Here is a 23,101-nt window from a genome sequence, read left to right on the forward strand (position 1 = left end):
CGCGTATGACAGAACGAGATCACCAAGCCCCTCGAGTCCCGCATTTCTCTTCGCTCCCGCGTGCGCAACGGCTTACGCTTCAAGCGCCGCGCGCAGCAGTCCGCTGGCGGATCGAATGACATGCGACTGTCGATTGCTCATCGAAGTCTGCTGCAGGTTCGGATATGTCGTATAAACGGTTTGCCGCCGTGGTCTATTCCATTTTTCGTGCAAAGATTGTTGCTGTGCAGGTGCCAGGGCTGCACCGTCACTTGACCCGTTCGCACCAATCTTCTCCGGCCAGCCTCATGCCAACAGGGATCAGTGAAACGTGGTGCGTTGACGAACAATTGACCCAAGGCGGTCAGGGCGTGACGAGCAAAGACGTATGCAGGCCCATCGAGTAGTGGCCCGGCTGATTGCAGATTAGGACGTAGCGGCCTGGTCCCAACTTGAGTGTCAAACGCTTGTTTTTGCCGGGGGCGATGTCCTCCACCTCTCCCATTTTTTTGAACTGGCTCTCGGACACCTGTCCATTTTTAACTGGCAGCTTATCGGCGGCCAAGTCTGTTTTAAGAACGACGAACTCATGTTTCAGACCAGTGTCCGGTGCGTTGCTGACCTCGAACGTGACTGTGCCTGCCTTAACGTCACTAGCATTGAGCTGGATCGTGTTCGTGAGCAGCGTGGCTTTTATCGTCTGCTCTGCGTAACTGGGACTGCAAGCGAGGCCGAGTGCGGCCACACCAAGGAAGACTGCAGTGCGTGGGCTTGAGAACATGACGTTTTCCTCTACGAATACCGCGAGTATCAAAGAGTGGCCAATCGCCCGCACGCGTGACGCCAGCCGAAGGTCCGGACGAAGCGTTAGGAGCGGCGTGCAGTCGATCGACATCAAGATGGGTCTGTAACTGATATTTGCACGTTGCTCGCGCCGCTGTCCGGGTCGTAGTCGTCGCGCAAGGCTACGAATGTCAAGCGCGAACACGTGTCGAGCGTTGATCGTTCAGGCCGCCTGCTCACTACAGAAATAAAACGACCGGTGCCGCGGGCTTATTCCCGTGTCCGAGAACTATTTTCGTGTCGGTCGCTATCCGATGAAGGCTTGAAGATCAAAGTAAATTTCAAAAAACAGGACAGACGTTCATCCGCTCTGTCCGCGCGCAAGGGCGCGCGCGTTGCTTTGGTGGCTTGGTGCGCGCAGAACAAGCGTGTAGCGCAGGCGATGAACAAAAGTTCAGGCCTCGACCTTAAGGTGGCGCCCTCGCGGCGAAAACGAAGTCCGTTTCCCCACGCCAGCCGCTGGCCGCTCCGAATGGAATATCGTGGCTCCGCCAGACGTTTATCATGCGCGATCCCACGATGCGTCGAGTCCATCCCGCACCACGGATTGGTCGCTGACTAAGGACCACACTATGCCGGGCACGTCGAGCTAATTGCCCGCGTGCGCAAGCCTCAAGAAGCCAGCGACACACACGGTGATCGCTTCGAGGGCATACAACACATGACAAAGCCAGTAGTCGGGCAACGCGCGCCGGTCGCGCTGACAGGAGATCACGATGAAAGCAACCAGACTCTATTAGCATTCCTCATGCTTGCTTCGCTGGCCTTAACGGGATGCCCATCAGGCGGGAGCTCGCATGGCGGTGGCACGACATCGAGCTGTGGCAGCAGCAGTAGTGGCGGATATTGACTACTGCTGACGCGCTGGGAGCGGCGTGCAATCAGAATTTGGACTTATGCGTACGTCAGATGTCTGGAAAGCTGTGGTTTGGGAGGTTCCGTATTGTTGAATTGGGCGGCGGGATCAGTCGCTCGTCCCGGAGCAGGCTGACATCTGCCCCGGGCGGCCGCCTGGCTAACGGTGTTCAGGACAACCGTGTGAGGCGCGCGCGATGAAAAACGATAACAACGCGAAGGCGGGATTCGCGTTCGTGGCATTCCTGCTTGTCTCGACTTTCGCCGGAGCCGTCTGGTATGTCGTTTCCTTGAGCCAATACACGACCTATCAGATCTATACCCAGGAGTCGGTCTCCGGTCTCATTGCCGATGCCCCGATCGAATTTCACGGCGTCGAGGTGAGAAAGGTGAAAAGCGTCAGGCTGGTCAATTCGCATACGGTGGGCATCGTACTGAGTATCGACAAGACCGCCCCGGTTACTTCGGCAAGCGTCGCGACGATCACCTCACGAGGACTCGCGACACGAGGGTTTACCGGTTACGTTTACGTTGCTCTCGAAGATGTCGGCACCGATTCGCAGCCACTGACTGTCCGGTCTGGCGAGGCCTCCCCGATCATACCGACGGCACCGTCGAACGTCGTGACGCTCGACACGACGATCAATCAGGTCAACGCGAATTTTCAGATTGTCACCGAACTGCTGAAATCATTGAAATCAATACTCGACACGAAAACCATCGCATCGTTGAAGCAATCCGCCGACAGTTTGCAGCAGGTAACCAAAGCACTGGCGGACAATACCAGCAAGCTTAACTCGACCGTTGCCAATACTGAGCGCGCCAGTCATCGTTTTGAGCCGCTGCTGCAATCGAGCGATAACGCAGTGAGAGCGCTTCAAACGCAAACCTTGCCTGAGGCGCACGCGTTGCTGCAATCGAGCAATGACGCCGTGACAGCGCTCCAGACGCAAATCTTGCCGGAAGCGCACAGGACTCTGTTCAAACTTGAAAATCTGTCCAGTTCCTTCACTGACCTGGCGACTAAGGTCAACCGAGACCCGTCAATCGTGGTTCGTGGAACCGCGCCGCGGCCACTCGGGCCGGGGGAAGGAAAATGAAAGTCGAAACGTGCAGGACGACCTTCATCATGCTCTGCGTCGTCCTGTTTTCGGGCTGCGCCCTGTTCTCACCGGTCAGGACAGAAACGAAACAATATGCGCTGAACGTGCGCATCGGGTGCGTAGGCCATGCCGTCCGGGTAGCTACGACCCGGCATGCGCGCGGTGATCTTTAGCGTGGTTTCGTCGATCGCGACGATCTCATTTGAACCGGTGGCCGACGCATACACGCGTGACATTGCGGGAATCGCTAACACGCCATGCGCTAAGGCCACGTCCGTAATCCGGGCGATCACGCGCGCTGCGCGCGTGTCAAACCCGACCACCTCGCCGTCGCCTAGATGGGCAATGAATAGCAGGTGTCGGTCCGGGTCAAGGCTTGCGTAGTCGAGCCGGGTCGGCCGTCCGCCCAGCGGAACGTCGGCGAGTTGTTTCAACGGCAGGCCGCCCATTTCAAGACCGTCGTCCGCACCTGACGCGGAGAACACCACGACCCCCAGCGCGGCGGCGAACCGTGCGCGCAGCTTTTACGGCAAGCACATTCAGCCTGTCAAAGCCCTATTTGTTGAAGTTGGCAGGGTTCATAGCGATTGGTCAGTTACAACGGGCGACTGTTACGGTTCGTACCTGATTTAACGCGGGGTGCTGAAGGGAGGTTTAAGGCCGTCCGCGTTCCGTGCATCAAGCGACCCGTGGCCCGCAGGAGAAGAGCGCGCGTCAGACAATAAAAGCCGGCTTTAAGAGTCCTGGTATCATCCGGAGGCAGCTAGAGCCGTTCTGATGTCATGAACGCTCCTTTGCCGTGGAAGGCATGACTTCTCCACTTTGGCATATGCTTATCCGCGAAGGGTGGGAGTCGCTTATCACATCAGAGCCAGTCGGACGATCCACACGAAACTGAACAGGAATTCGCGCGTGAGGATCAAGCGCGAGATGCGGCGCGCGCTCCTGCCAGCAAGTTGCTTGAAGAGCGTGAGTTCTGAATTGCCGCGTCGCACCATCCGAACCTTGACAACCGGCGAAGCGTCGAAAACGGCGGTGGAGACAACCATGTGGACTTGCCGAAACTGCGATGCGCGGTTCGCCTTTGATGAGGCCGAGCCCCAAATTGACGAGGAAGGATTTTTTTTCATCTGTCCTGGCTGCGACTACCGGAACAAGCTGGTGGACATAGGTCGAGACGCAGCGGGGCGTCCGCAGCTGGTCCAGCGCGACGACGAGTAGAGCACTCTTTCGGGGACGACCATGAAGTTCGACTATAAAGAGTTCCACATCGACGCGTCGCCTCTCGATGAAGGCGGCCATTATTACGCCCGCGCAAAGATCTACCGGCGTGCCTCGGCGGATGGAGATGCCGTGGAAGTGAAGTATTCGGGTGACCTCGGCGACTATCCCTCCGACGCGGGTGCTATCGAGGCGGCGCAGCGCTGGGCGATCCAGTGGTGCGACGCGCATGGCGCTCAGGCAGCGTGCTACGATCCCCGAAAATAACGGTGGAGACGAACATGGCCTACGAACTTACGCCGGGCAAGGCTCCGGTACCCGTCAGCGGCGACGTGCATTTCTGGCTCACCATTGATGGTCGCGTGCAGCACTACGTTGTATCGCACGAAGCGCTTGAAGACCATTTTGGCGACACACACGGGGCGGCAGGTGATGGGATTGCCGCCTTTAATCGCGGACGCGAGGCCATTTGCAGAGTCGCCGCAGCTAAGCAGGGAAGCGCATCGGTTATGGATTCGGGTGAATTCATAGTGGTGGGGACGTTTGACTTCTGAATCGATCATGTGCGCCGCCGGAACGCGATCACCCACACCCACGGATTGACGTCACAGCGATAGCCGCGCGCGGCGTTAGGGCTGTCCCACAGGCGAATATAGTTGCCGCAGCCGGTGAAGGTGGGCCCAGACTCGCAGCCTTCGGCGATCGCGTCCGCCTCACTGATCTCCTGCACTCGTTCGACACGTACGACAATCACCTCGAGGGCGATGCGTAAGGCCCAGCGCGGCATGTAGATCGACGGCGTCCAGCCTCCGCTTTCTTTCGCATCCAGTTCGAGGTATAAGGCCGGCGAAATTTCGAATTGCTCGCGCCCATCGTCGGCCTGATAGGCAACTCCTGCGTAACGGCGCGCTCCGTCCCGGCTCTCCTCGTATCTGATCCGGTTGACTTCGTGCGCCTCGCGCACCCACAGCTTCTGACCTTCGGCATACGGACAGCAAGCAACCTTCTGGTCGCGCGACTGCGCGTCCGGGACGCCCGTGGATTTGATGGTGCGCCGCATCTGCGTCTCGCGGCGGTCGAGCAGCGCGATCTCACCTGTTTCATGAGTTCCAGTGAAGACGAACGAGAGGCCGCGGAATCGATTGCTGCAAGCCATTGCTTTGATATCGTTGAGTTCGACATCTGCGACGAAGATCAATATCCCGCCGGCGGCGCAGTCGGCCCGATTCGTCGGCAAGTCACGGTTTCTCGACGAAGCAATGGCAAGGTTGGCATTTACCATGCCGGTAATGGCACCGCGTGGCATGCCGGCTTAGCGCGATCGCGTTATCCATGGTGACGTTCCAGTAGAGCGCGAACAGAGGCGTCGCGACGGCATTGTCACGGTAACTGGATGCGCTGGTAGGGTCAGACGATGAAGAACTCGAAGCCGCTCTATCACCGCCATCGCTTTCCGGGCACCTTCATCAGCTAGGCAGTGCGCTGGTAAAAGCCTTCCATGTTCACAGACGTTCGCACTGGATTCCTCCTGCTCAGCAGCGGTAGCGACCCACGTTACCCGCACACAGTCCCGACGGACAAGGTCATCTCAAAAATATTTATTCCACATATTGATCATTGAACAGAGACAGCATAAAGTGACTTCCTCGGCGTGCGGCACGCACCCGGTCAGCACAGACGTCTCGCATCCGTGATCGATGGGTGATCCGGCTCGCGGCGGGACGGCAACAAATCAAGTTCCCAGCGAATGCAGCCCCTATAAGCCAGGAGACGAAGATGCTGAGTCCACATGAATTCGCAACCCTGATGCTGCTCAAGGACGCTCCAGACCCGATTGACCTGGACCGTGCGGATCTCGAAGCCCTTCTCGAACGCCAACTCGTCACGCTGGAACAGCTCGCTCACGGGCAACAGCGACCTCTCATCACCATCAACGGTTACTCGGTTCTCAAGGCGGCTGCGCGGGTCCGGTAAGTGACACTTGTGTCAAATGGTTTGTCGCCCGATCCGTGTATGGTACGCAGTTCGATCGGCGTCTGATCGAGCATCAAGTCGCGAAAATCAGGAAGAGCCCTGTTTATTTGGGTATGCGAATTATTTCGCAAAGTAGGCCTTGATTCAACACACATCGAGACCACGCTGAGCGACGCATCGAAGACCGGCAGGCAAGCCGGCGGGCATCGAGCGCCGCGAAAACATGAAGGTCGCCTGCCGGGGTAAACGAGCCACGTCGCGACGCGGCATCCGGCGATAGCCGACACCGGTAAGGGTGTGTCAAAGGCGGCGGTGTCGAACCGCACGTGCCGCGATAACCGGCATGCACGAATCGTGGCCTGCGGCCATCCGGTTGCGTTCGGTTCGAACGTTGATCAGATTCCTCAACGGAACGGAGTCTTCCATGACTGACTCGTGGACGGGGATTGCCGTCGGTTCGTTCGCACTAGCCGTCGCGGCGCTGATGGTCATCGGCCACTATCGTCGGGAATGGACGCGGCAGCGGCTGCTCAGGCGGATGGATCATCACCACTGTTGGGAAGTCATGCGGCGGCGGCGCTGAATGCGCTCTCCGGTGGCCGCGGCGTGGATTTTGGTGCCCGTCATCTCTATCCCTCTGTGTCCCTGTGACCAATGGAGATTTTTGCAATGAGTGGCACGACTGTGGAAGAGAAGATCCGGGCGCGCGCGTACGAACTCTGGCAACTGGACGGCGGCCTTGAAGGGTGCGCTGACGAGTACTCGCGCACAGCCCGTGCACTCGTCGAGAAGGAGATGACCGCTCCGGACTCCGCCAAGCCCGGCGATCCGGATGTCCGGGCGCCGGACTGACGGATCATTCCAGCAGTGGTGCAGAATGGCCTGACGCTAATGAGCCTGAGCCGACATTCTCTCTTCTACGAAGCGGACATCGATTCCCGGTAACCCGGCCCGCTTCTGAAGCCGTTCATGGCTCGCGTCCGTGAAACCGGAGCGTGGATCGCATGCCGGTCGCCCCGAAATTCATCCCACGAGCGTCTACCGCATTTTCCGGCGCTGGACAGCGGATGGCTGTCTGGACGCAATACTACTCAGTTCGGTATGCAAACTGTATCAGGACCAGCTCCTCGATACGTCCGTCATTCACGGCGATGGCACGACAACGGAGGCAAAAAAAGCGGCGACAACCTCGGCTTCAACGGCCACAAACACATGAAGGGCGACAAGGTCGTCGCTTTCTGCGATCGCAACTGCAATGTGATCGCGCCGTTCGTTCCGGCACCCGGCAACCGCAATGAAGCGCCGCTGCTGCGCGAGGCGTTGCCCCAGCTCACGCAAACCGCCCTCGCGATTGGCCTTGATCTGCGCGGCACCATCGTCAGTCTGGATGGCGTCTACGACTGCCGGGCCAACCGCAAGGCCATTTTTAATCGCGGCATGAAGCCCAACATCAATCTTAATCCGCGTGGCCGCAAAACTCCGAAGCGCAGTCGCAAGCCGCTGTTCGCCCCGGCCATTTTCGATGAACGATTCCGCACCGTCGAGCGGGTGTTCGCCTGGGAAGTTCCGCCGCCTGCTGCTGCGCTTCGAGCGTCTGAGTCACCTACACTACGCGTTCAAGACGCTCGCCTACACGATGATCAATCTGCGGCACTACTGCCGCAACCAAATGCGTCGTCGATGACGGGTATTTCATCCTCGGTGCCGTGCGCCGGGATCTCGTTCGTCCCCGTCAGGCCTGAATACCTCAATCATGCCCCCGGGCACCGCGTCCTGACGCTTCACTCGCATCGCATTTTCTCCCGCCTTCCCCCATACTGAAACAGCAACTCACCGACTCCGAAAACCTGCAACCTGTTGAAATAGCGCAAGCCGCATCCAGTGATAGCAAAGACGCTGGGCTGGGTATCGTCGCAACCATCCTGGGGGCCATTACGCTTGCACGCGCCGCGGACGACGACAACCTGGCAAAATCGATTCTCTCCGCGTCGCTCGCGCTGGTGACGATGCAGGACGGCGGTGCGCGGTAGCCTCTCAGCAGTCTGCTAACGCGCGGTAACGACACTGACGTCGCCGTACCCTAACCACAACGACAGAGTAAACTGACTCGTTCAGAACGTGATTCTGAACGCCACAATACAAGGACCTCATGAGTCGCCTAGTTGTCGTTTCAAATCGCACTGCAGACCCGAGAAAGCCCGCGGCCGGCGGACTCGCCGTAGCGGTGCGGGAGAGCCTGCAACAGACCGGTGGACTGTGGTTCGGCTGGAGCGGCAAGATCCGCGGAGCGGCGGATGGCGCACCAGCCGGCCATGGTGAGGTTCACGTCCAGACGGCCGGCAACGTCACGCTTGCGACACTTGATCTGAGCCGGGAGGATCATGACACGTATTACCTGGGTTACTCGAACGATGTCTTGTGGCCGGTATTTCACTACCGGCTGGACCTGGCCAATTTCGACACGCGATTCGCAGCGGGCTATCGCAGGGTCAACCAGTTATTCGCGCACAAGTTGCTACCGCTATTGAAGCCGGACGATCTCATCTGGGTTCACGACTACCAGTTGATCCCGCTCGCGGCCGAGTTGCGCGCAATGGGATGTACCAACCGCATTGGCTTCTTCCTGCATATTCCGATGCCGCCGCCGCTGATCATGGCAGCGATTCCGGAACACGAATGGCTAATGCGCTCGCTCTTTGCATACGACCTGGTGGGCTTCCAGAGCGAAGCCGACCTGACGCATTTTTCTCACTACGTTGAATCGGAGGCGCAGGCGCAACGGTTGAATCCGGGCCGCCTTCGGGCGTTCAATCGAACGCTGCGGGTCGGCGCTTATCCCATCGGCATCGACGTCGACGACTTCATTCGTCTTGCCGACTCGAAGGAAGGGCGCGACATGTTTGTCCGGATGCGTGACGAATATTCGCGGCGGCGTTTGCTGGTGGGCGTCGATCGGTTGGACTATTCGAAGGGGCTGCCGCAACGCGTCCATGCTTTCCGCGAACTGCTGACCTACTATCCGGAAAACCGCGATAGCGCGACGCTGATCCAGATCGCCTCTCCCAGTCGCGAGGATGTCGGCGCCTACGACGATCTGCGGCGTCAGATGGATAGCCTGTGCGGCGCGATCAACGGCGACTTCGGTGAACTGGACTGGATGCCGGTGCGCTACATTCATCGGAACGTGGCCCGTAAGCGTCTGCCGGGCCTCTATCGCGCAAGTCGAGTGGCGCTCGTCACGCCCTTGCGCGACGGGATGAATCTCGTTGCGAAGGAGTTCATCGCCGCACAGGACTCTGCCGACCCGGGCATGCTGGTGCTCTCACGTTTTGCCGGAGCCGCGGAGCAATTGAAGGAAGCGCTGCTGGTCAATCCCTACGACACGCAAGGCACGGCGCAGGCCATTCAGCGGGCGCTAACGATGTCGCTCGATGAGCGGATCAACCGGCATGAAGCGCTTCTCAACCGGATCCGCAAGTTCGATGTGCATTGGTGGAGTTCCACGTTTCTGCAAGCGCTGGAAGACTGCGGGCCGAATGAATAGGCATCGAACGGTATTCGCCGAACATCGGACTGAACACCGCTCATCGCCGGGAGTCGCACGCGCCTGGCGCCAGCCTTCAACGCCTGTTGGGCAGCAGGATCGATTCATCCACCTGACATGCTTGCGTCGGCCACTTGGCGCGACGACTCATCGATACGCACTGGATCCGTCGGTTTGGCCTGCACGCAAGGGACTGCGAACAGATTTATTCAAACCAGCGGCTGCAGGACGACGTGCCGTTTCCTTTGGTTTATAAGTTTGCAGAATTAAAGTGAGCGAATTTTCGACATGTTGGCTACGTTGTAATGTCCAGTTTTTCGCATCGCCGAGGACTCGTTCCGAAGAGCGCAGCGTAATTGCCCACTGACCGAGGTGCGGTCACAAAGCATGTTCGCGTTAGCTTGAGCGTATCGAATACTCTCGGTGGAGAGCCAGATAATTGCCTAGTCCGCGTCATGGGAAGTCTTTTGTATTGAGTGGAGCGCCGCGTGCCGACGTCGCACGGGCAAGCGCATCGAGCACGGCTCTCGCGACGCGATGGGAGATCGCAGCGAGCTCGCCGTCGGGTGTGCTGCGTTCGCGGATCTGGCGGTCTGGATGAATCAGATTGCGCGACTCGGGCAATGCTTGGGCATGGCGCCCGAGACTTTCATCAATGCACCCGAGTTCGGTAGTGACCTTGATCAGCGCCGCAAGTGACAAGTCCGCCAGCGGCAGCACCCGCGGCTGCCTGTCCTGCGGCGCCGCACGTGCCGCGTTGGCTCGCTCAATGTCCCGTCCCAACCAGTCCGGTAAAACCACACCTCAAGAATCGACACATACAAGACGGTCGCGGCGAGCCACGCACGAGCTCCGGCACATCGCCCGGCCTCCTCCCATCGATATCGCAAGTTGTCGGCGAGCGTCGGATCGAGGCCGAGATTGTCGAACGGCAGCCGCTCGGGTTCGATCGGCGCGAGGACAGTCGCCGGAGGCCGCAGGCCCAGCCGTGGGACCACGTCGCGCGCGTACAGGCGGCGCCCATCCGCTGCGAGCATCAACCGGAATGGGGGTGTAAGCCGGAACCGCCGAAAATTCCGTGGTGAACGAAAAGCCACCATTGGTGGGGTTGTCGCCAAACAGATGTTTCCCGGCACGAGTGACACCTGCCCGGGAATAGGAACCCAGATCGGGAAAAACGCGTACGGCAAACAGTGTCGGATAGCTGTGACAACCGAAATATCGCCGATCACGTTTCCCGGCGGAATTTTCGGCGGTTCCGGCTTACACCCCCGGAATGGCCAGCCGAGCAGATCCTCGTCATCGCGGCGGACCAAGCCCCGCACGACCAGGGCATCGAATGTGGTGCTGCAAACGGTCTCACCTAAGTGGGACAGGTAAATCCCCAAGGCCTCCGCGACGAGACCGCCACTGGCCAGCGTGTCGCAGTCGTCCCCACCGCTCGCGATAACTGCGATGACGAGGTCCTCCACAGGGGGGGCGCGACGCCAGTGCCGGATGGCGCCGTTTGCGTTGCTGCCAGCGTAACTCCCGGGCTATCTGCCCAGCGCGCGTCGCCTTCTAGTACTGGCGGATATCGCCGCCGAAACCGTCTCGTCGCAGCACGAGACCTTCCTCCGCCCCGCAGTTTAGTTCGTCCGCAAGCTCCGCGGGGCTGAAAACCCACCCAGGTCGCTTCCACGTGGCGGATACCTTCAAGCAGGACCCGGAGTTGGTGTTTCCTGCGCCGAATATCTCGTGCTCGAAAATGGCATCGCGGATCGGTGTGTCGACGGTCGGTTCGGTCATCCATCAGTTCGCTGTCGGCTGCGGGCCGGGGCGGGCGTGCTGCGGCTGCCGCACGGTGGGGAATTCTGCCACACCGCGAAAGTGACGTTCCGTCCTCATTCGCCATTTCCTTGAGTCGCGCAAACGAACATCAACCAGCGAGTGCCTCCCGGAATAGCTCACCGTTTCACGTTTTTCTCAATTCCCATCAATGCAACTAACTGTCGTCCACGAAACCGTAACCCATAGACGTCAAACCCGGTCAGCAGGGGGCCGGGGCGATGGCCTGATGTCCGCATGCGCGCGGCCAAATCCACAGTCTGTGTTGGCCAGCCGCAGTCTGTGACCATCCGCACTCTGGTAAATTTAGAGGCGAGGGACAGCAATAGTTCGCCAATGAATCCACGAGGTGTGTGATGGACGTTGTTGATTTCGCCGCAGGCGTGTCGTCAGACGGAAGCGCAATTGCGTTCCGGTTGTCCGGCCGGATTGGCGACGCAGAGTGTGCGATTAGCCGCGAGGCACTTGAAGTGCATTTCTGGTCGGCGCTTCTCCGCGTAAGCTTTTAGCCGAAACTGCCCGCTTTCCTGCTAACGTTCGAGCCGTCTGGCTACGCTGCCGCCTTTAGGCGGCGGTGCGTCACTTTGGGTGACCTTCTCGAAGCAAATCGAGCGAGCTAGCTAGAGTCACGACACGGCACCATTCAAGGACCACCGACCAAAATGGCCGCTCCTCTAAGCCCCGTTCTTGGGCAAACTGCAGTATGGCATCCAACTGTTGGCCAGAGCATCGAAAGGCTTCACGCACGGCGAGGGAGGCGGTTCGCGTAGGCATGGCAATCCTTTATTTATGACTTCACACGGCGGCGAGTTGCGCCTGCAAACTAAATTCTTTCGGCGTGCAAACGGATTACGCCATGCGACCATTGGAGCGACTGCGCGACACCGAACATATCTAGACAGACATTCGCCAGCGCGAAGAGACCTTTATGATCGGCGACTGAGTAGCGACTGGGCATGCTGGTGACTCGGTCGGCTAATGCCAGTCAGTGAGCAGCTGTAGCGAAGCGTATGAATCACCTGTGGTTAGACGTGTCGTCATGAAGGGCGACCCATCATGTGCACTCGTGTCGATGCGAGGTGTCAAGCAACAGAGACGATCCTGATTTCGTTATTGAAGACGGAACTTTCGATGCCCTGGCGTCGAAGTCTTAATGTAAAGGGAACTAACAAGTACCGCGGAGCCGCAGATTCACTGCGGCGTCGCGCCTGCAGGTGGTTGCGGGTTTCATTCGAACGCAAGCGGGTTTGACAGTTCCTTTTCCTCGTTGCGTGTGATATCGATGTTTCTCCCCTGGACACGACCCACAGCTCGGGCTGCCTTGCGCTGTCTCGTGAAGGTGCAAATTCCGGTCCGAGAGAAGAAGCTGCACGTTAATCTGCGGGTAAGCGGCGAGGAAGGCCGTGACAATGGGCAGAAGATATCTCTGCCCGGACAGCAGTGGCGCCGTCAACACGAGTTCGCCGCGTGAGACCGTGTACTCTCACTGGACGCCGTTCTTTCAACTCCCGGCGGTGTTCCCGTCCCGTTCATCCACGCGGCCCCTGCAAAAGCTCAGCCGTCCCGTCGAATATCAATTGAAAAGTGGCAACTAGCCGTTTGCTATGACCAGTCAAAGGCCGAACCCGAGGCGGCGGCGCGCACGTTCACGCCTGAAGCACAACCTCCCGTTCTCGGGGTAATCGTGCAATTCGTGCGAAATCTGACGGTGGCCGCACGCAGAGCCGCTCGCAGCAAGGCTCTGCGGCGCACGGCTTTCACGCAATAGGCGGATGCACAAATCGTTGATCGATAAGGCTGTCTACAAGCAAACCGCCAGAAATTGCATGAAAAGTACGTCGACCCCGGGAAGACGCACGCCTTCAGACGATTCGTCACCGTGGGTTTATTGTTTTATAATAGAAACTATTGAAAACTCATAATCTGGCTTGCAATGACCGCAATAGCGACAACCCGGACCCTGACTGCGCAGGTACCCGTGGCGTTGGCCGAGGAGGTTGACGCCCTGGCCGAGCAGATCGAACGCCCGAAGCAATGGATCATCAAGAAAGCCCTGATCGCGTACCTGGCGCGTGAAAAGGAAAAGCGACGTCTGATCCAGGAGGGCCTGGACGACGTTGACGCAGGCCGTGTGGTTTCGATGGAGCAAGCCGAAGGGTGGGCGGATAGCCTCGGAACGCAAAACGAACGGCCCGTGCCGCGTGCATGACCGTGCCCGTTGAACTGACCAGCAAGGCCATGTCCGACCTTGCTCAAATCGCTGACCATGTCAAGCTTTACAACGACGTCACAGTGGCGCGAAAGGTAGTTAAGGCACTGTTGGCCGAAGCGAAGAAGCTGGGCGAGGACCACCACCACCGGCTCGGGGAAGAACTGGACGGATACGACGGCCCGCCGCCCCGCGAGGTTCACAAGTGGGTGTGCCTGGGCGGGCGATACGAAATCCATCTCGAAATCAAACCCGCATACGCCGACCCTCCTAGCACAATCTTCGTGCTCCGGGTATGGGACACAAGGCAGGACCGCTGACCAACGGGCATAACAAAGCGGGGCATTAGCCCGCTTGCGCTGGGTGTGACCGTGGCAAGTCGCCTTGCACCCGCGCATGTGCACGTAGCCCTACTTCGCACATATCAGGGAGGATCCGGGCCCGAAACGATGTCACTGAATGGCCTGGGACCCGTAAGATCAGCGCTGGTGAACATGCCGACACTGGCGGTTGTGGTTCATCGAGGTTCCAAAGAAAACGCCCGCGCTATTCACGCAGGCGTTTCCGTGGCCCCGCTACCGCGCCCCAATGGACGATTTCTCGTCCGCTACTGCTTCAGGGGCCGGCTTCCGCGCGACTCCCTTTCAGTATAGGACGTGCAGCGGGAGATCCAAGTCGGCGAAACTGGCGTTCAGATGGCACAGAAGGGGAAGCCTGTTTCGCGAATGAAACAGGCTTTCACGAAAAACCGCTCCGTTCCGCAGCCGTCGGTTTGCAGGACTGCAACGTCACTCCCCGCGTTGATATTTGACATAATTAAAGTGATCATTTTTTCAGTAACTGGTTAGCCCAATTTCGGAAGACCGAGGCAGGGCAGGTGACGGCCATCAAGAGACGTTGACCAAGACCTTCGGGCGGACATTCGAACGTCGGGTACGTCCGGATATGAGACGTTCACGTACAAATTGATCCCACGCGTCTTCGGCCGAAACCGCCATCCGAAGGCGCAGCTTTCCTCGCATTCGAGGCGATCGCTGACTACACTTCTGAAAATTCTAGCTTAGCGCTCGATTCCTGCTTCCACAGGAGGGCTCGCATGAATCACCCCGCAGGCCACGGCCAATCTGCACGTCACGGAAACGACCACAGCGTCCATCATGCGCGAAGTCTGTCGCGCGATGGGATGGACGCGAAGGGGACGCGGACGAGTGCAACGGTTACTGCAGGATCGTTGCGACGGGAAAACGCTATGCAAAAGAAGCGTTGGAACACCTATCTAAAGAGTGCTAGTGCTGCTCGCTTGGCTCACATCTACACCGTCAGTCGTGGCAAACAATGGTGCGTGGATGAGCGCCCAGATTCTTGGCGGCTCTCATCCGCGGCACCGGCAAAATCGCCTCGCCGTCGTTGGCATGCGCCGCTCAATTTGCCTACGTAACTTGGAGTCGCAAGGGGTGGTATGACGCGCCAGTTTGCCCATCCGGGTCAATATGGCGCGCACTTCTGATTTCCATCGCAGCCTCGTCTGTGGCGGTCTGACGACGGCTCACCAAACGGCCATGACTCTGATCCAGACAACTCTTCCGGTGCGGCGACCGTAATGGAGAAGGTGTCCGTAAACGTTAGCCACGAGAACGATCAACGGTCACGGCAGCCGGAAGGGAGCACGCCAGTACCCAGTGGATTTACCACTGACCGACCACGCGAAGCGCTCGCTTCTGGCGGATTGCTTGTCGCTGCCGCAGAGAGTGTCGAGATTCAGAGCGCGCTCCTGAACGACAAGGCGCAGCCCATTTCGCAACGACAGGCCCTTGCTCGCCGGATTGGACAATTGCGCGGAAACTTTCACCTTCAGAAAGTGATTTCGTCCAGCCGACCGGAACCCGCAGCGCGGGATGCTACAGGTGAATTCGATGCTGACGGCAAAATCGCGGGGACATGGGCCGCGCACGTTGTCACGGGTCGGCGTAATGGAGCCGGGGAACATGAGCATCTGGGTTCGGGGCCGGGTGAGGTCACCCCGAAAGCAGACCCAAAGGAGGTGGACCGCGCCCCCCCGAGGAGTGCGCCCATCTCCCGCTCACCTGATTCAGTGGCCGAAGAGACAATTCCGGAGCAACACGAACCGCTCGATCCAAGCAAGGCGCAGCACTTCGGAAAGCGGTTGGGTGCGGACTTCAGCGGCGTCACGGTGCACAGCGGCGACGACGTCGCCGAAAGCCGCGGGGCTAGCGCAGTCACCTTCGGGAGCAACATACACTTCGCAGACGGCGTATTAAAGCGAACTGGCGCCGAAGAAATTCTCGGTCATGAACTGGTTCACACGATTCAGCAAGGCGCGGTACCGGTCGAGCGGCCGGCATCCGATACACCTGCCCATCCGGTAGCGGCCGAAGCAGAAGCAGAGCGGCTGGGGCCGGCGACAGCGCGCGGCGATCTCGGTATCGTCAGGCTCAGAGCCCCCTCGGCGTCGCAACGTAAACGGACAATCCCGTCGAGCACGGTCCAGGTGGCGCGGGGCCACGCAGCCGAAGCGAAGCTGGCAGCAGTCGAAGCGCGCATCGCCAAAGAGAGTAAGGAAGCGATCCGCGCTCGGCGGCAGCAACGGCCGCCCCTCCACGCACGGGTGCACGCGCTTGCGCCGACCGCCAAGGGAGGGGCGAAGCATAAGTCCGCATGGCCAGAGCCGCGCTCGGATGCGCATGCGTATCCGGCGCCGAAGGCGCCTGCGATCTCCCGTAGACTGCCATCCATTACAGGTGCGAGGCGGCCGGCAATTGTGATGCACGCTGGGCAGCAAGCACCGAGGGCGGCCGCCGTCCCCTTTGTACCACCGCCCGGGGCGACGCCGGGAGCCGCGGCTTCGTCACCCGACGCCAACGCGCTGGCAAGCGTGCGTGGTCCGGCGGCCGCGCTCGGCCGCGATGTCGCAGCCGAAGGCTCACGCATGGCCGCACAGATCCGGAACCGGGCCGCAGCAGTCGCGTCAGCCGTCGTGAGTGTCGGCGAGCGGGGATCGACTCGACTTCGCACTGCGCAGGTTGCGGCGACTGGCGAAATCGATGCACAGTTGGCCGCCGGTCACGCAGCCATCGCGGGCGGCGAAGAAGCTGCGGTGGCGGCAGTACAAGCCGAACTTGCCGCAGCCACCGCCGATGTCCACGCAAGCGGAGCAGCCGAGACAGGCCGCGTCACGAAAGAGGCCGAGCAGCACCAGTCGCAAGCATCACGGACCGCCGCCGACAAGAAAGCCGCAGTAGACGCGACAGCAGAGTCCGAGGCGGCGGTGTTCCGGGATGGCAGTGACGCGCGGGCGGCCAAGGCACGGCAGCCTGCCAGCGCGGGCGGCGAGACGGACAGCTTCAAACAGGAGGCGACGCAGAAAGCAGATGCCCAGGCGAGTGCAAACTTCAATCAGGACGCCACCCGGGTCCATGAGGGTAACCGCGACGCTGCTCGCAGCTTTGGAAGTTTCATTGATGAGCAGGTAACGAATTTCGTATCCTCCATCGGGCAGGCTGTGCCCGAGGTGACAGGCCATATTGCTGGTCTGGTTCACCGCGCGATGTCGGGTCTGGGAAAAGCGGCATCGAACGTCCAGAGTAGCGTGACTGCGCTGTCGGGTCAGGCCGCACACAAGATGCAAGCCGGTGCTGCAACCGTCGTTCAGGGCGTTCGGTCCGGAGCTGAAGCTTTGGCCAGCGCCCTCGACTCCCATGCCGAACAGCGCGCCGCCGAAATCGCGACGCACGCCGAGCAAGTGGCTGCCACTCTCGAGCAGGGAGCACAGCAGGCGGCATTGGCCGTGGCTGCGGCACCCGAATCGACGGCTTCGGAACTGGCGCCGCAGGCCCGATCTCAGATGGCCGAGCTAGCCGAGCGGGCAGTTGCCGAACTGGGGGGGCTGGAATCCCGCGTCGCCGGTCAGTTCGGAGGAATCGCGCAGCATGGCGTCGCCGCCATCGGCGGGGCTGCGAGCGCGGCCGCTGTAAATCTGCAAAGCGGCGCCGCAGGCGTTGCGACGAAGCTTGCTTCTGGGCAGGCCGGCGCCTCGCGCACGTTCCAGAACGCGGTCCGGACTACGGGCCAGCTATTGTCGGAGGCAGGGTCTCAAGCATCGGCTGATATGGGCAAAGCGGGTTCCCACGTCGTTTCAGGAGTGGAGGACAGCGCGAAGCAGGCGCAAACCGATCTCGGCAAGACGGTCGATCAGGCGTCCACGGAACAGCAGGGCAACCTTGCAGTCGTCCAGGGAAAAACGCAGGCGACGCACGCCGATATTGATTCGAGCTACACGTCGCTCAAGTCCGAGGCGGACTCCAGGTCGTCGGCCGATCAGCGACAGAACGCCGAAAATGGCGGCCAGACGTTCCTCGAGTTGCTCCTGCCGAAGTCGTGGACGGCGGCGATCAAAAGCTGGTTCAAGGACACATTCGGCGAGATCGCGGGCGGCATCATCTATGGTCTGCTCACGGCTTTGGTGCCGCTCCTTATCATCGGCGGCCTATGCCTGCTTTTTGAAGCGGCTGCACCGTTCATCATCGGCGGTGCGTTGATCCTCGGCATCGGACTCGGCATCTATTCCCGGTTTTCGAACTTTGAAAAAGACAACGGACGAGGGCCCGGTTTTTGGGAAGGATTGGCGCTCGTCGGTCTGGGGATCGCTGACGTCACAGGCATTCCGCAGGTCGTCGAGGGGATAGTCGGATACAGGGCTTTTGCCGAACACAATCCAGACGGCACCCTGAGAGCGAAGATGAGCGACTTCGACCGGGCTGAGATGATCGCGTCCGGGCTGCTCCAACTCGTGTCGCTCGGCCTCGGCGCTCGTTCGTTCAAGGGAAAATTCGGCGGCAAAAGTGTACCGCCAGACATCAACCCGCCCGAGGTGAAGCCGCCTGAGGTGAAGCCGCCTGAGGTCAAACCGCCGGAAGAAAAGCCGCCCGAAGTCGTGCCTAAGGCACCGCCGAAGGTGCGGGTCGTCCGTACCGGCAACAAAGTCAGTGTTAGCGACGCAGTCACGGATGACCTGCTCGGCTTGGGAGAACTAACGGGAGACGGCTATCTGGAGCTTGGCATCTATACGAAGGAAGCAAACACCACGGTGCGAGGCGGCGAGGTATTTGAAGCGATTTTAGAGGAGTTCCGCTCTGGCGGAGACACCGTCCGGGGCATTCGTGGCTTATGGTATGGGGGAGACAATCTCGCTACTTTCAATGAACTCATCCAAATGAAAGCGACACCTGAGAAAGCGAAAATGACACCTGAGGAAGCCGCCGGCGCAACGTTCACTGGCAAAATGGCGCAGCGCAGCGGTTACCCAAAGGTTCGAATCGACTATGCCAAGTCGGTGCGCAATCCAGACGGTACATTCAAGAAGGCGGAAATCTGGTTCGACCCATGAACTGAGTCGGTGTACATGAAGAGCAATCTATGGCCCAACAAGATTTGAATCCCTTACTTGAAGTCCATCCTGCCGGGACTATCCGCACGGTAACGCTTGTGCATGGGTGCGCCTTCCAGTTCGTGTGGTGCCCTCCAGGCAATGGCGTGGTTGGCAGCAGCTTTGCGGATGCACCAACAATCGAACAGCCTTGCCAGCCGATCCGGTTGACGCAGGGCTTTTGGATCGCTCGAACTCCTGTCACGCGCACGCAATGGCAAGAGATCGCGGGCCAATTGCCGCAGGCGCCTGAGTCTCTGGCAAATAGCGACGAACATCCCGTTTCCGGAATCACGTGGGATGACGCGCGCAACTTCTGTTCACATCTGTCCGATCGTCTGCGCGTCGATGGCGTGATTAGCAGCGACGCGCACGTAGATTTACCGTACGAAGCCGAATGGGAGTATGCCTGCCGGGCAGGTACGACTCAGCGCTGGTTTTTTGGCGACGATCAGGCGATGCTGGAAGAATACGCTTGGTATCGTGTCAACAGCAACGGTCAAACTCACCGCGCCGGCGGCCGTAAGCCCAATCCGTGGGGGCTTTTCGATCTTTATGGCAACGTTGCCGAGTGGTGTCGGGACACTTTCCGTCGCTACGGGTCGATGGAAGTTGTCGATCCGCACGATCTGAATGATCACGGACTAATGAAAGCGGTCCGGGGAGGCGATTTCGCCGCGGGTGCCGACGAATGCCGGTCCGCAGCCCGGGCTTTCTCAGACCGAGACAATGATTACAACGAGCCTACGGGACTACGGCCTGTCGTTAGGCAGGCCGTTCCCCGCTGAACTGCTTGCGCTCGGCAGTCGTCCATTTCGCGATGTCTGTCAACGGGGACAACTCGTTTTTGTTGTCTTTGACGATGTTGTTGAGCGCTTCTTTAAGATTCGTAGCGCAGAGCTGAATTACACCGCTTCGGTCGAGAGGGGATTACCGGCCCCTTACGAAGTGCATGCCGACTGAACCGGTCGTCGCCTAACGGCTGCTTCCCGATGTGCTGGATGTCAGCAATGGCGGAGAATTGTTTGACCGCAGCCAAGCACGGGTGACCGCTCCACCCCGTAACCTGCCGCTGAGGTGGCAAGGGCCTGACCGACGGCAGTGGGTCGGTTGATGCCTTTCGCATAAAACTCTCGGTCGGCGATCGTTCTCTTTGTACAGTGCGCCTTCTTCCGAGGACTGGACTAAGGCAAAATAAACGCGGAAGTCACGCGCGACCGGCGGCATCGCACCGTTCGCGTCGCACCAATCGGACGGGTGGAGATGCGCTATGGAAAACCTCACGAGAAACTGCTCGACGCTTGCTGCGTTGGCGCTCCTGCTGACTGGATATGCCGCCGCCGGCGCGCCACATAGCGGGACACATCTGAGCCCAACGGAGTGCCGTGACCTGGCCGCAATTAGAAGCAACGCGCCTCGGACGAAGTCGCAGCACCAAAGCGAGCTTTCGGCCCTGAGGAAAGCGGGCTACAACCCGTCACCGTGGCACAACGACCCACACTACCCAGCGAATCTACACGCGGCGCAGCGCCTGGTCGACCATTGGTTCGAAACGGAGTGCAAGCAGTTGCAACCCAAGTGAGAAGCCCCCGGAGCCACTACGGACCTCCTCAGACTTAGCGCGCAGCAACCGCGCGTCGCATTGCAGCGCAGCGCTGATCCCGTGGGCTGCAGACCGCCCCACGGCTCTCCTTTTCAACGTTCGAGGTATGTCTCGGACCGAGGTCGGCCAACTTCGGCCGGTCGACGTCGCTGCCAAGATCGTTGACACTCGGTACCAGACAGCCATTCTTAGCACTGTCCACAAAAACGGGCAGAAGTATGTCTTTTAGAGGCGGCCGAACTGTTCGAGCGTTGCTCGTTCCTTCTCGGAAGTTAGTGCTTTGGTTTGTCGGTGAAACCAACGGTGTCGCCGACTAAGAATTCCTTACGTTGTCCTCGCGGTGGCGGCGAGCGCGTGAGCCGGAACGCACGCAGTGTCAGGGATAAGCTCTTTTAAAGCGGCTGCACCTGGACCACCGCGCCCGGCTTACCCGATACTTGCGGAGCGATTACGAGATAGCGGCGCCTGTCGCCTTCCGTGCTTCCCCCCGGTGCAACTACCTGGCGAATCTGGCCCAGCGCATTGACAATCGCAGCGCCGGCCGGGTTCGTCGTGAAGTTCGCGAGCGGTTCCACATTGCCGGTGCCATCGGGTTTGTCCGAGAAACCCAGCACGTAGGCCTGCTTCGGCTGCAGCCCGGTGACGGCAGCCTGGAGAACCTGTACCAGTCCCTGATCGAACAGAGTGACGGTGGTGGGGGCGCTCGCGGCGCCCCCCGGTTTGCCCGTGCCAACGGGCATCAGCGCGAGATGGATGGTCTGCCCCGCCAATCCGAGCGGTTGTGTGTTCTGAGTGCCATCGCCCTCCGGCACGGCGTTCGGCACGTAGGTCACTGCCTGCGGCGCCTGCCCGATCGGCACGTTGGCGATGACCTTGTTGGTCAGCGTATCGATCGCGGTCATGCCGTCGGCGTTCTCCAGGCCCACATAAACCCGGCTGCCGTCGCCTGACGGCCAGATGCCATGCGGCAGGTTGCCGACCGGAATCGTCGCGACCTGCGAGAAGTCGTCGGTCCGGAAAACCTTCACCTGATTTAGGCCGCCCACGGTCACGTAGGCAAACATCCCATTTGCGTTGTGCACGATGTTGACGTGATTGGTGATCGGACCCGTGTCGATCGTCTTCAGCAACGCAAAGGGCGGACGTGCATCGAACACCTGGGTCTTGCCCACATCCTTCAGCGTGAACCAGACCTGCTTGCCGTCCGGCGTCGCCGCGAGGTCAGGGCAGAACGGGCTCGCCTGTGTGACCTTGCCGACAATCTTGTGGTCGGCTACCGAGATTACCTCGGTCTCCGGATTGAACGACGAACACACGTATCCATACTTGCCGTCCGGAGAAAAGATCTGCATGCCGGGGCCCGCGGGAACGGTAATGCGCGTCTTTTCTTCAAAAGTCTTGCCGTCAAGGACGTCGACATAGTTTTCCCCGCGCACGGTCACCCAGACCTCCTTGCCGTCCGGCGTGAAGAACGCCTCGTGCGGGGAGCGGCCGACGTAGGCGACATGCCTGATCGCGTTCGTCTGTGTGTCGATGAACGTGACGGAATTGGAGCCGATCGACACGACTGCGAGCGTGTGGTGGTCCGGCGAGAAGCCCATGCCGTGCACGAGCACCTGGCCGCGGTACAGCGGGCTGAAGTTGGCGGGCGCCGGATCGCCGAGTCGAATGACACCGACCAGGTGGTTGTCCGCAGGATCGGTCACGGAGACCGTGTTGGAGAACTGCTCGGCCGCGTACACGCGATCATGGTGGCTGACCGGGATGTCTGGATCGGCCAGTAAACCTGGCGCCTGGCCAGCCAGCACAGACTGCGCTGCGGTGAGGGTGATGACCGCAAAGGCGGTAACCGCGATGGACGTGGGTTTCATTGAGGCTCCTTTTGCATGCTCATGTGAGTGGTGTCATGAGACATCGAGTGTGCCGGCGCGGGCGGGGATGCGGGCGTCGGCTGGTCGGGTGCAGGGGCGGGCGCCGGCAGCGTCTGGCCCAGCGCGAGCCGCATCGCGACGATTTCCTGCTGCTGCTCGACCACGATTTCCTGGGCGATGCGGCGCAGTTGCTCATTGTGTCCATAGCGCAGCTCGGCCTGCGCCATGTCAATTGCGCCCTGATGGTGCGGCACCATCATCGCCACGAAGTCCCGATCGACGTCGCCTGTCGGCTTGATGGACATGTCGTCCATCATCTTCGTCATCGCCTTGTCGTTTTCGGCGAGGAAGGGTGCCTCTTCGGCACTCGTGCCGGCGGGGCTAGCGGCAAACGCGACAGCAGATGTGCCCACTGTCGCCGCGAGGGCAACGAGTACAAACGACGAGCGTTTGAGCGGGCGAAGAAAGGAACGCATGGGCGGAATTCCTGTACGCAAACCGGATGGGATCGCGTGGTCGCGGTCTTTTTCCGGTATCAACGCATCGGATGCGATGTTTCGGGGCCGCTTTTGATGCGGTGTGAAGGTTGCGACGGCGCAGACAATCTCCGGGCAGTGCGCCAGGACGCA

20 protein-coding genes and 1 pseudogene are annotated in these 23,101 nt (G+C 60.0%); 14 read left to right on the forward strand and 7 right to left on the reverse strand.

Features of this window, described 5'->3' with window-relative positions:
- Nucleotides 1-343: 343 nt before the first annotated feature.
- Nucleotides 344-760: a cupredoxin domain-containing protein gene (locus tag HF916_RS10235; protein ID WP_168788726.1), complete on the reverse strand. Its 417-nt coding sequence runs from the start codon at nt 758-760 to the stop codon at nt 344-346.
- A gap of 1,114 nt (nt 761-1,874) precedes the next feature.
- On the opposite strand from HF916_RS10235, the gene HF916_RS10240 reads away from it, so the two are divergent.
- Entirely contained in the window at nt 1,875-2,777 is a 903-nt protein-coding gene (locus HF916_RS10240) for an MlaD family protein (protein WP_168788727.1), read from the forward strand.
- A 107-nt stretch (nt 2,778-2,884) separates the two neighbouring features.
- Here the strand turns inward: HF916_RS10240 and HF916_RS10245 are convergent.
- Nucleotides 2,885-3,229 (reverse strand): annotated as a pseudogene (locus HF916_RS10245) (YncE family protein); the annotation flags it as partial.
- A gap of 463 nt (nt 3,230-3,692) precedes the next feature.
- Here HF916_RS10245 and HF916_RS49870 point away from each other — a divergent pair.
- Genes HF916_RS49870 through HF916_RS10260 form a run of 3 tightly spaced genes read left to right on the forward strand, consistent with a single transcriptional unit; the run spans nt 3,693 to nt 4,555 of the window.
- The gene (locus HF916_RS49870; protein ID WP_206001825.1) at nt 3,693-4,001 is read left to right on the forward strand and encodes a hypothetical protein; all 309 of its coding nucleotides are present in this window, start codon (nt 3,693-3,695) and stop codon (nt 3,999-4,001) included.
- 21 nt (nt 4,002-4,022) lie between these two features.
- Nucleotides 4,023-4,268 carry a hypothetical protein gene (locus tag HF916_RS10255; protein WP_168788728.1) on the forward strand — a complete coding sequence of 82 codons (246 nt, stop codon included), beginning with the start codon at nt 4,023-4,025 and terminating at the stop codon, nt 4,266-4,268.
- Nucleotides 4,269-4,282: 14 nt separating this feature from the next.
- Complete coding sequence (locus tag HF916_RS10260) at nt 4,283-4,555, forward strand: DUF1488 family protein (protein WP_168788729.1); 273 nt, start codon at nt 4,283-4,285, stop codon at nt 4,553-4,555.
- A 5-nt stretch (nt 4,556-4,560) separates the two neighbouring features.
- On the opposite strand, the gene HF916_RS10265 is transcribed toward HF916_RS10260, so the two are convergent.
- Nucleotides 4,561-5,307, reverse strand: a complete 747-nt coding sequence (locus HF916_RS10265; protein ID WP_168788730.1) for a hypothetical protein — start codon at nt 5,305-5,307, stop codon at nt 4,561-4,563.
- 470 nt (nt 5,308-5,777) lie between these two features.
- Between HF916_RS10265 and HF916_RS10270 the strand changes: the two genes are divergently transcribed.
- From HF916_RS10270 to otsA, 5 genes are all read left to right on the forward strand, one after another.
- On the forward strand, nt 5,778-5,975 hold the full coding sequence (locus HF916_RS10270) for a hypothetical protein (protein WP_063496100.1): 198 nt from the start codon (nt 5,778-5,780) through the stop codon (nt 5,973-5,975).
- Between the two features lie 424 nt (nt 5,976-6,399).
- Complete coding sequence (locus tag HF916_RS10275) at nt 6,400-6,558, forward strand: hypothetical protein (RefSeq protein WP_168788731.1); 159 nt, start codon at nt 6,400-6,402, stop codon at nt 6,556-6,558.
- A gap of 86 nt (nt 6,559-6,644) precedes the next feature.
- Nucleotides 6,645-6,827, forward strand: coding sequence for a DUF2934 domain-containing protein (locus HF916_RS10280; protein ID WP_168788732.1), 183 nt, complete (start codon nt 6,645-6,647; stop codon nt 6,825-6,827).
- A gap of 360 nt (nt 6,828-7,187) precedes the next feature.
- A complete protein-coding gene (locus HF916_RS50800; protein ID WP_240975226.1) occupies nt 7,188-7,796 on the forward strand; it encodes a hypothetical protein in 609 nt (202 codons plus the stop codon).
- A 328-nt stretch (nt 7,797-8,124) separates the two neighbouring features.
- Complete coding sequence (gene otsA, locus HF916_RS10290; RefSeq protein WP_168788733.1) at nt 8,125-9,519, forward strand: alpha,alpha-trehalose-phosphate synthase (UDP-forming); 1,395 nt, start codon at nt 8,125-8,127, stop codon at nt 9,517-9,519.
- 453 nt (nt 9,520-9,972) lie between these two features.
- Here otsA and HF916_RS10295 read toward each other — a convergent pair whose 3' ends face one another.
- Complete coding sequence (locus HF916_RS10295) at nt 9,973-10,239, reverse strand: hypothetical protein (protein ID WP_168788734.1); 267 nt, start codon at nt 10,237-10,239, stop codon at nt 9,973-9,975.
- An 840-nt stretch (nt 10,240-11,079) separates the two neighbouring features.
- Nucleotides 11,080-11,307, reverse strand: a complete 228-nt coding sequence (locus HF916_RS10300; protein WP_168788735.1) for a hypothetical protein — start codon at nt 11,305-11,307, stop codon at nt 11,080-11,082.
- A 2,017-nt stretch (nt 11,308-13,324) separates the two neighbouring features.
- Between HF916_RS10300 and HF916_RS10305 the strand changes: the two genes are divergently transcribed.
- The 5 genes from HF916_RS10305 (at nt 13,325) to HF916_RS10325 (ending at nt 20,580) form a co-directional block, all read left to right on the forward strand.
- On the forward strand, nt 13,325-13,555 hold the full coding sequence (locus HF916_RS10305) for a CopG family ribbon-helix-helix protein (RefSeq protein WP_240975227.1): 231 nt from the start codon (nt 13,325-13,327) through the stop codon (nt 13,553-13,555).
- A complete protein-coding gene (locus HF916_RS10310; RefSeq protein ID WP_168787751.1) occupies nt 13,552-13,875 on the forward strand; it encodes a type II toxin-antitoxin system RelE/ParE family toxin in 324 nt (107 codons plus the stop codon). Before HF916_RS10305 ends, HF916_RS10310 begins: the two co-directional genes overlap by 4 nt.
- A gap of 1,280 nt (nt 13,876-15,155) precedes the next feature.
- Complete coding sequence (locus HF916_RS10315; RefSeq protein WP_168788737.1) at nt 15,156-18,959, forward strand: eCIS core domain-containing protein; 3,804 nt, start codon at nt 15,156-15,158, stop codon at nt 18,957-18,959.
- A gap of 29 nt (nt 18,960-18,988) precedes the next feature.
- Nucleotides 18,989-19,786, forward strand: a complete 798-nt coding sequence (locus HF916_RS10320; RefSeq protein WP_168788738.1) for a formylglycine-generating enzyme family protein — start codon at nt 18,989-18,991, stop codon at nt 19,784-19,786.
- Between the two features lie 482 nt (nt 19,787-20,268).
- Nucleotides 20,269-20,580 (forward strand): DUF4148 domain-containing protein, encoded by a 312-nt coding sequence (locus tag HF916_RS10325; protein ID WP_168788739.1) that lies wholly within the window; start codon nt 20,269-20,271, stop codon nt 20,578-20,580.
- A gap of 413 nt (nt 20,581-20,993) precedes the next feature.
- Here the strand turns inward: HF916_RS10325 and HF916_RS10330 are convergent, their stop codons facing one another.
- Both HF916_RS10330 and HF916_RS10335 read right to left on the reverse strand, forming a co-directional pair.
- Complete coding sequence (locus HF916_RS10330) at nt 20,994-22,472, reverse strand: YncE family protein (RefSeq protein WP_168788740.1); 1,479 nt, start codon at nt 22,470-22,472, stop codon at nt 20,994-20,996.
- Nucleotides 22,469-22,948 (reverse strand): DUF305 domain-containing protein, encoded by a 480-nt coding sequence (locus HF916_RS10335; protein WP_168789103.1) that lies wholly within the window; start codon nt 22,946-22,948, stop codon nt 22,469-22,471. Before HF916_RS10335 ends, HF916_RS10330 begins: the two co-directional genes overlap by 4 nt.
- Nucleotides 22,949-23,101: the final 153 nt, after the last annotated feature.

Origin of the sequence: Paraburkholderia aromaticivorans, from assembly GCF_012689525.1 — a bacterium.
Classification (GTDB): Bacteria; Pseudomonadota; Gammaproteobacteria; order Burkholderiales; family Burkholderiaceae; genus Paraburkholderia; species Paraburkholderia aromaticivorans_A.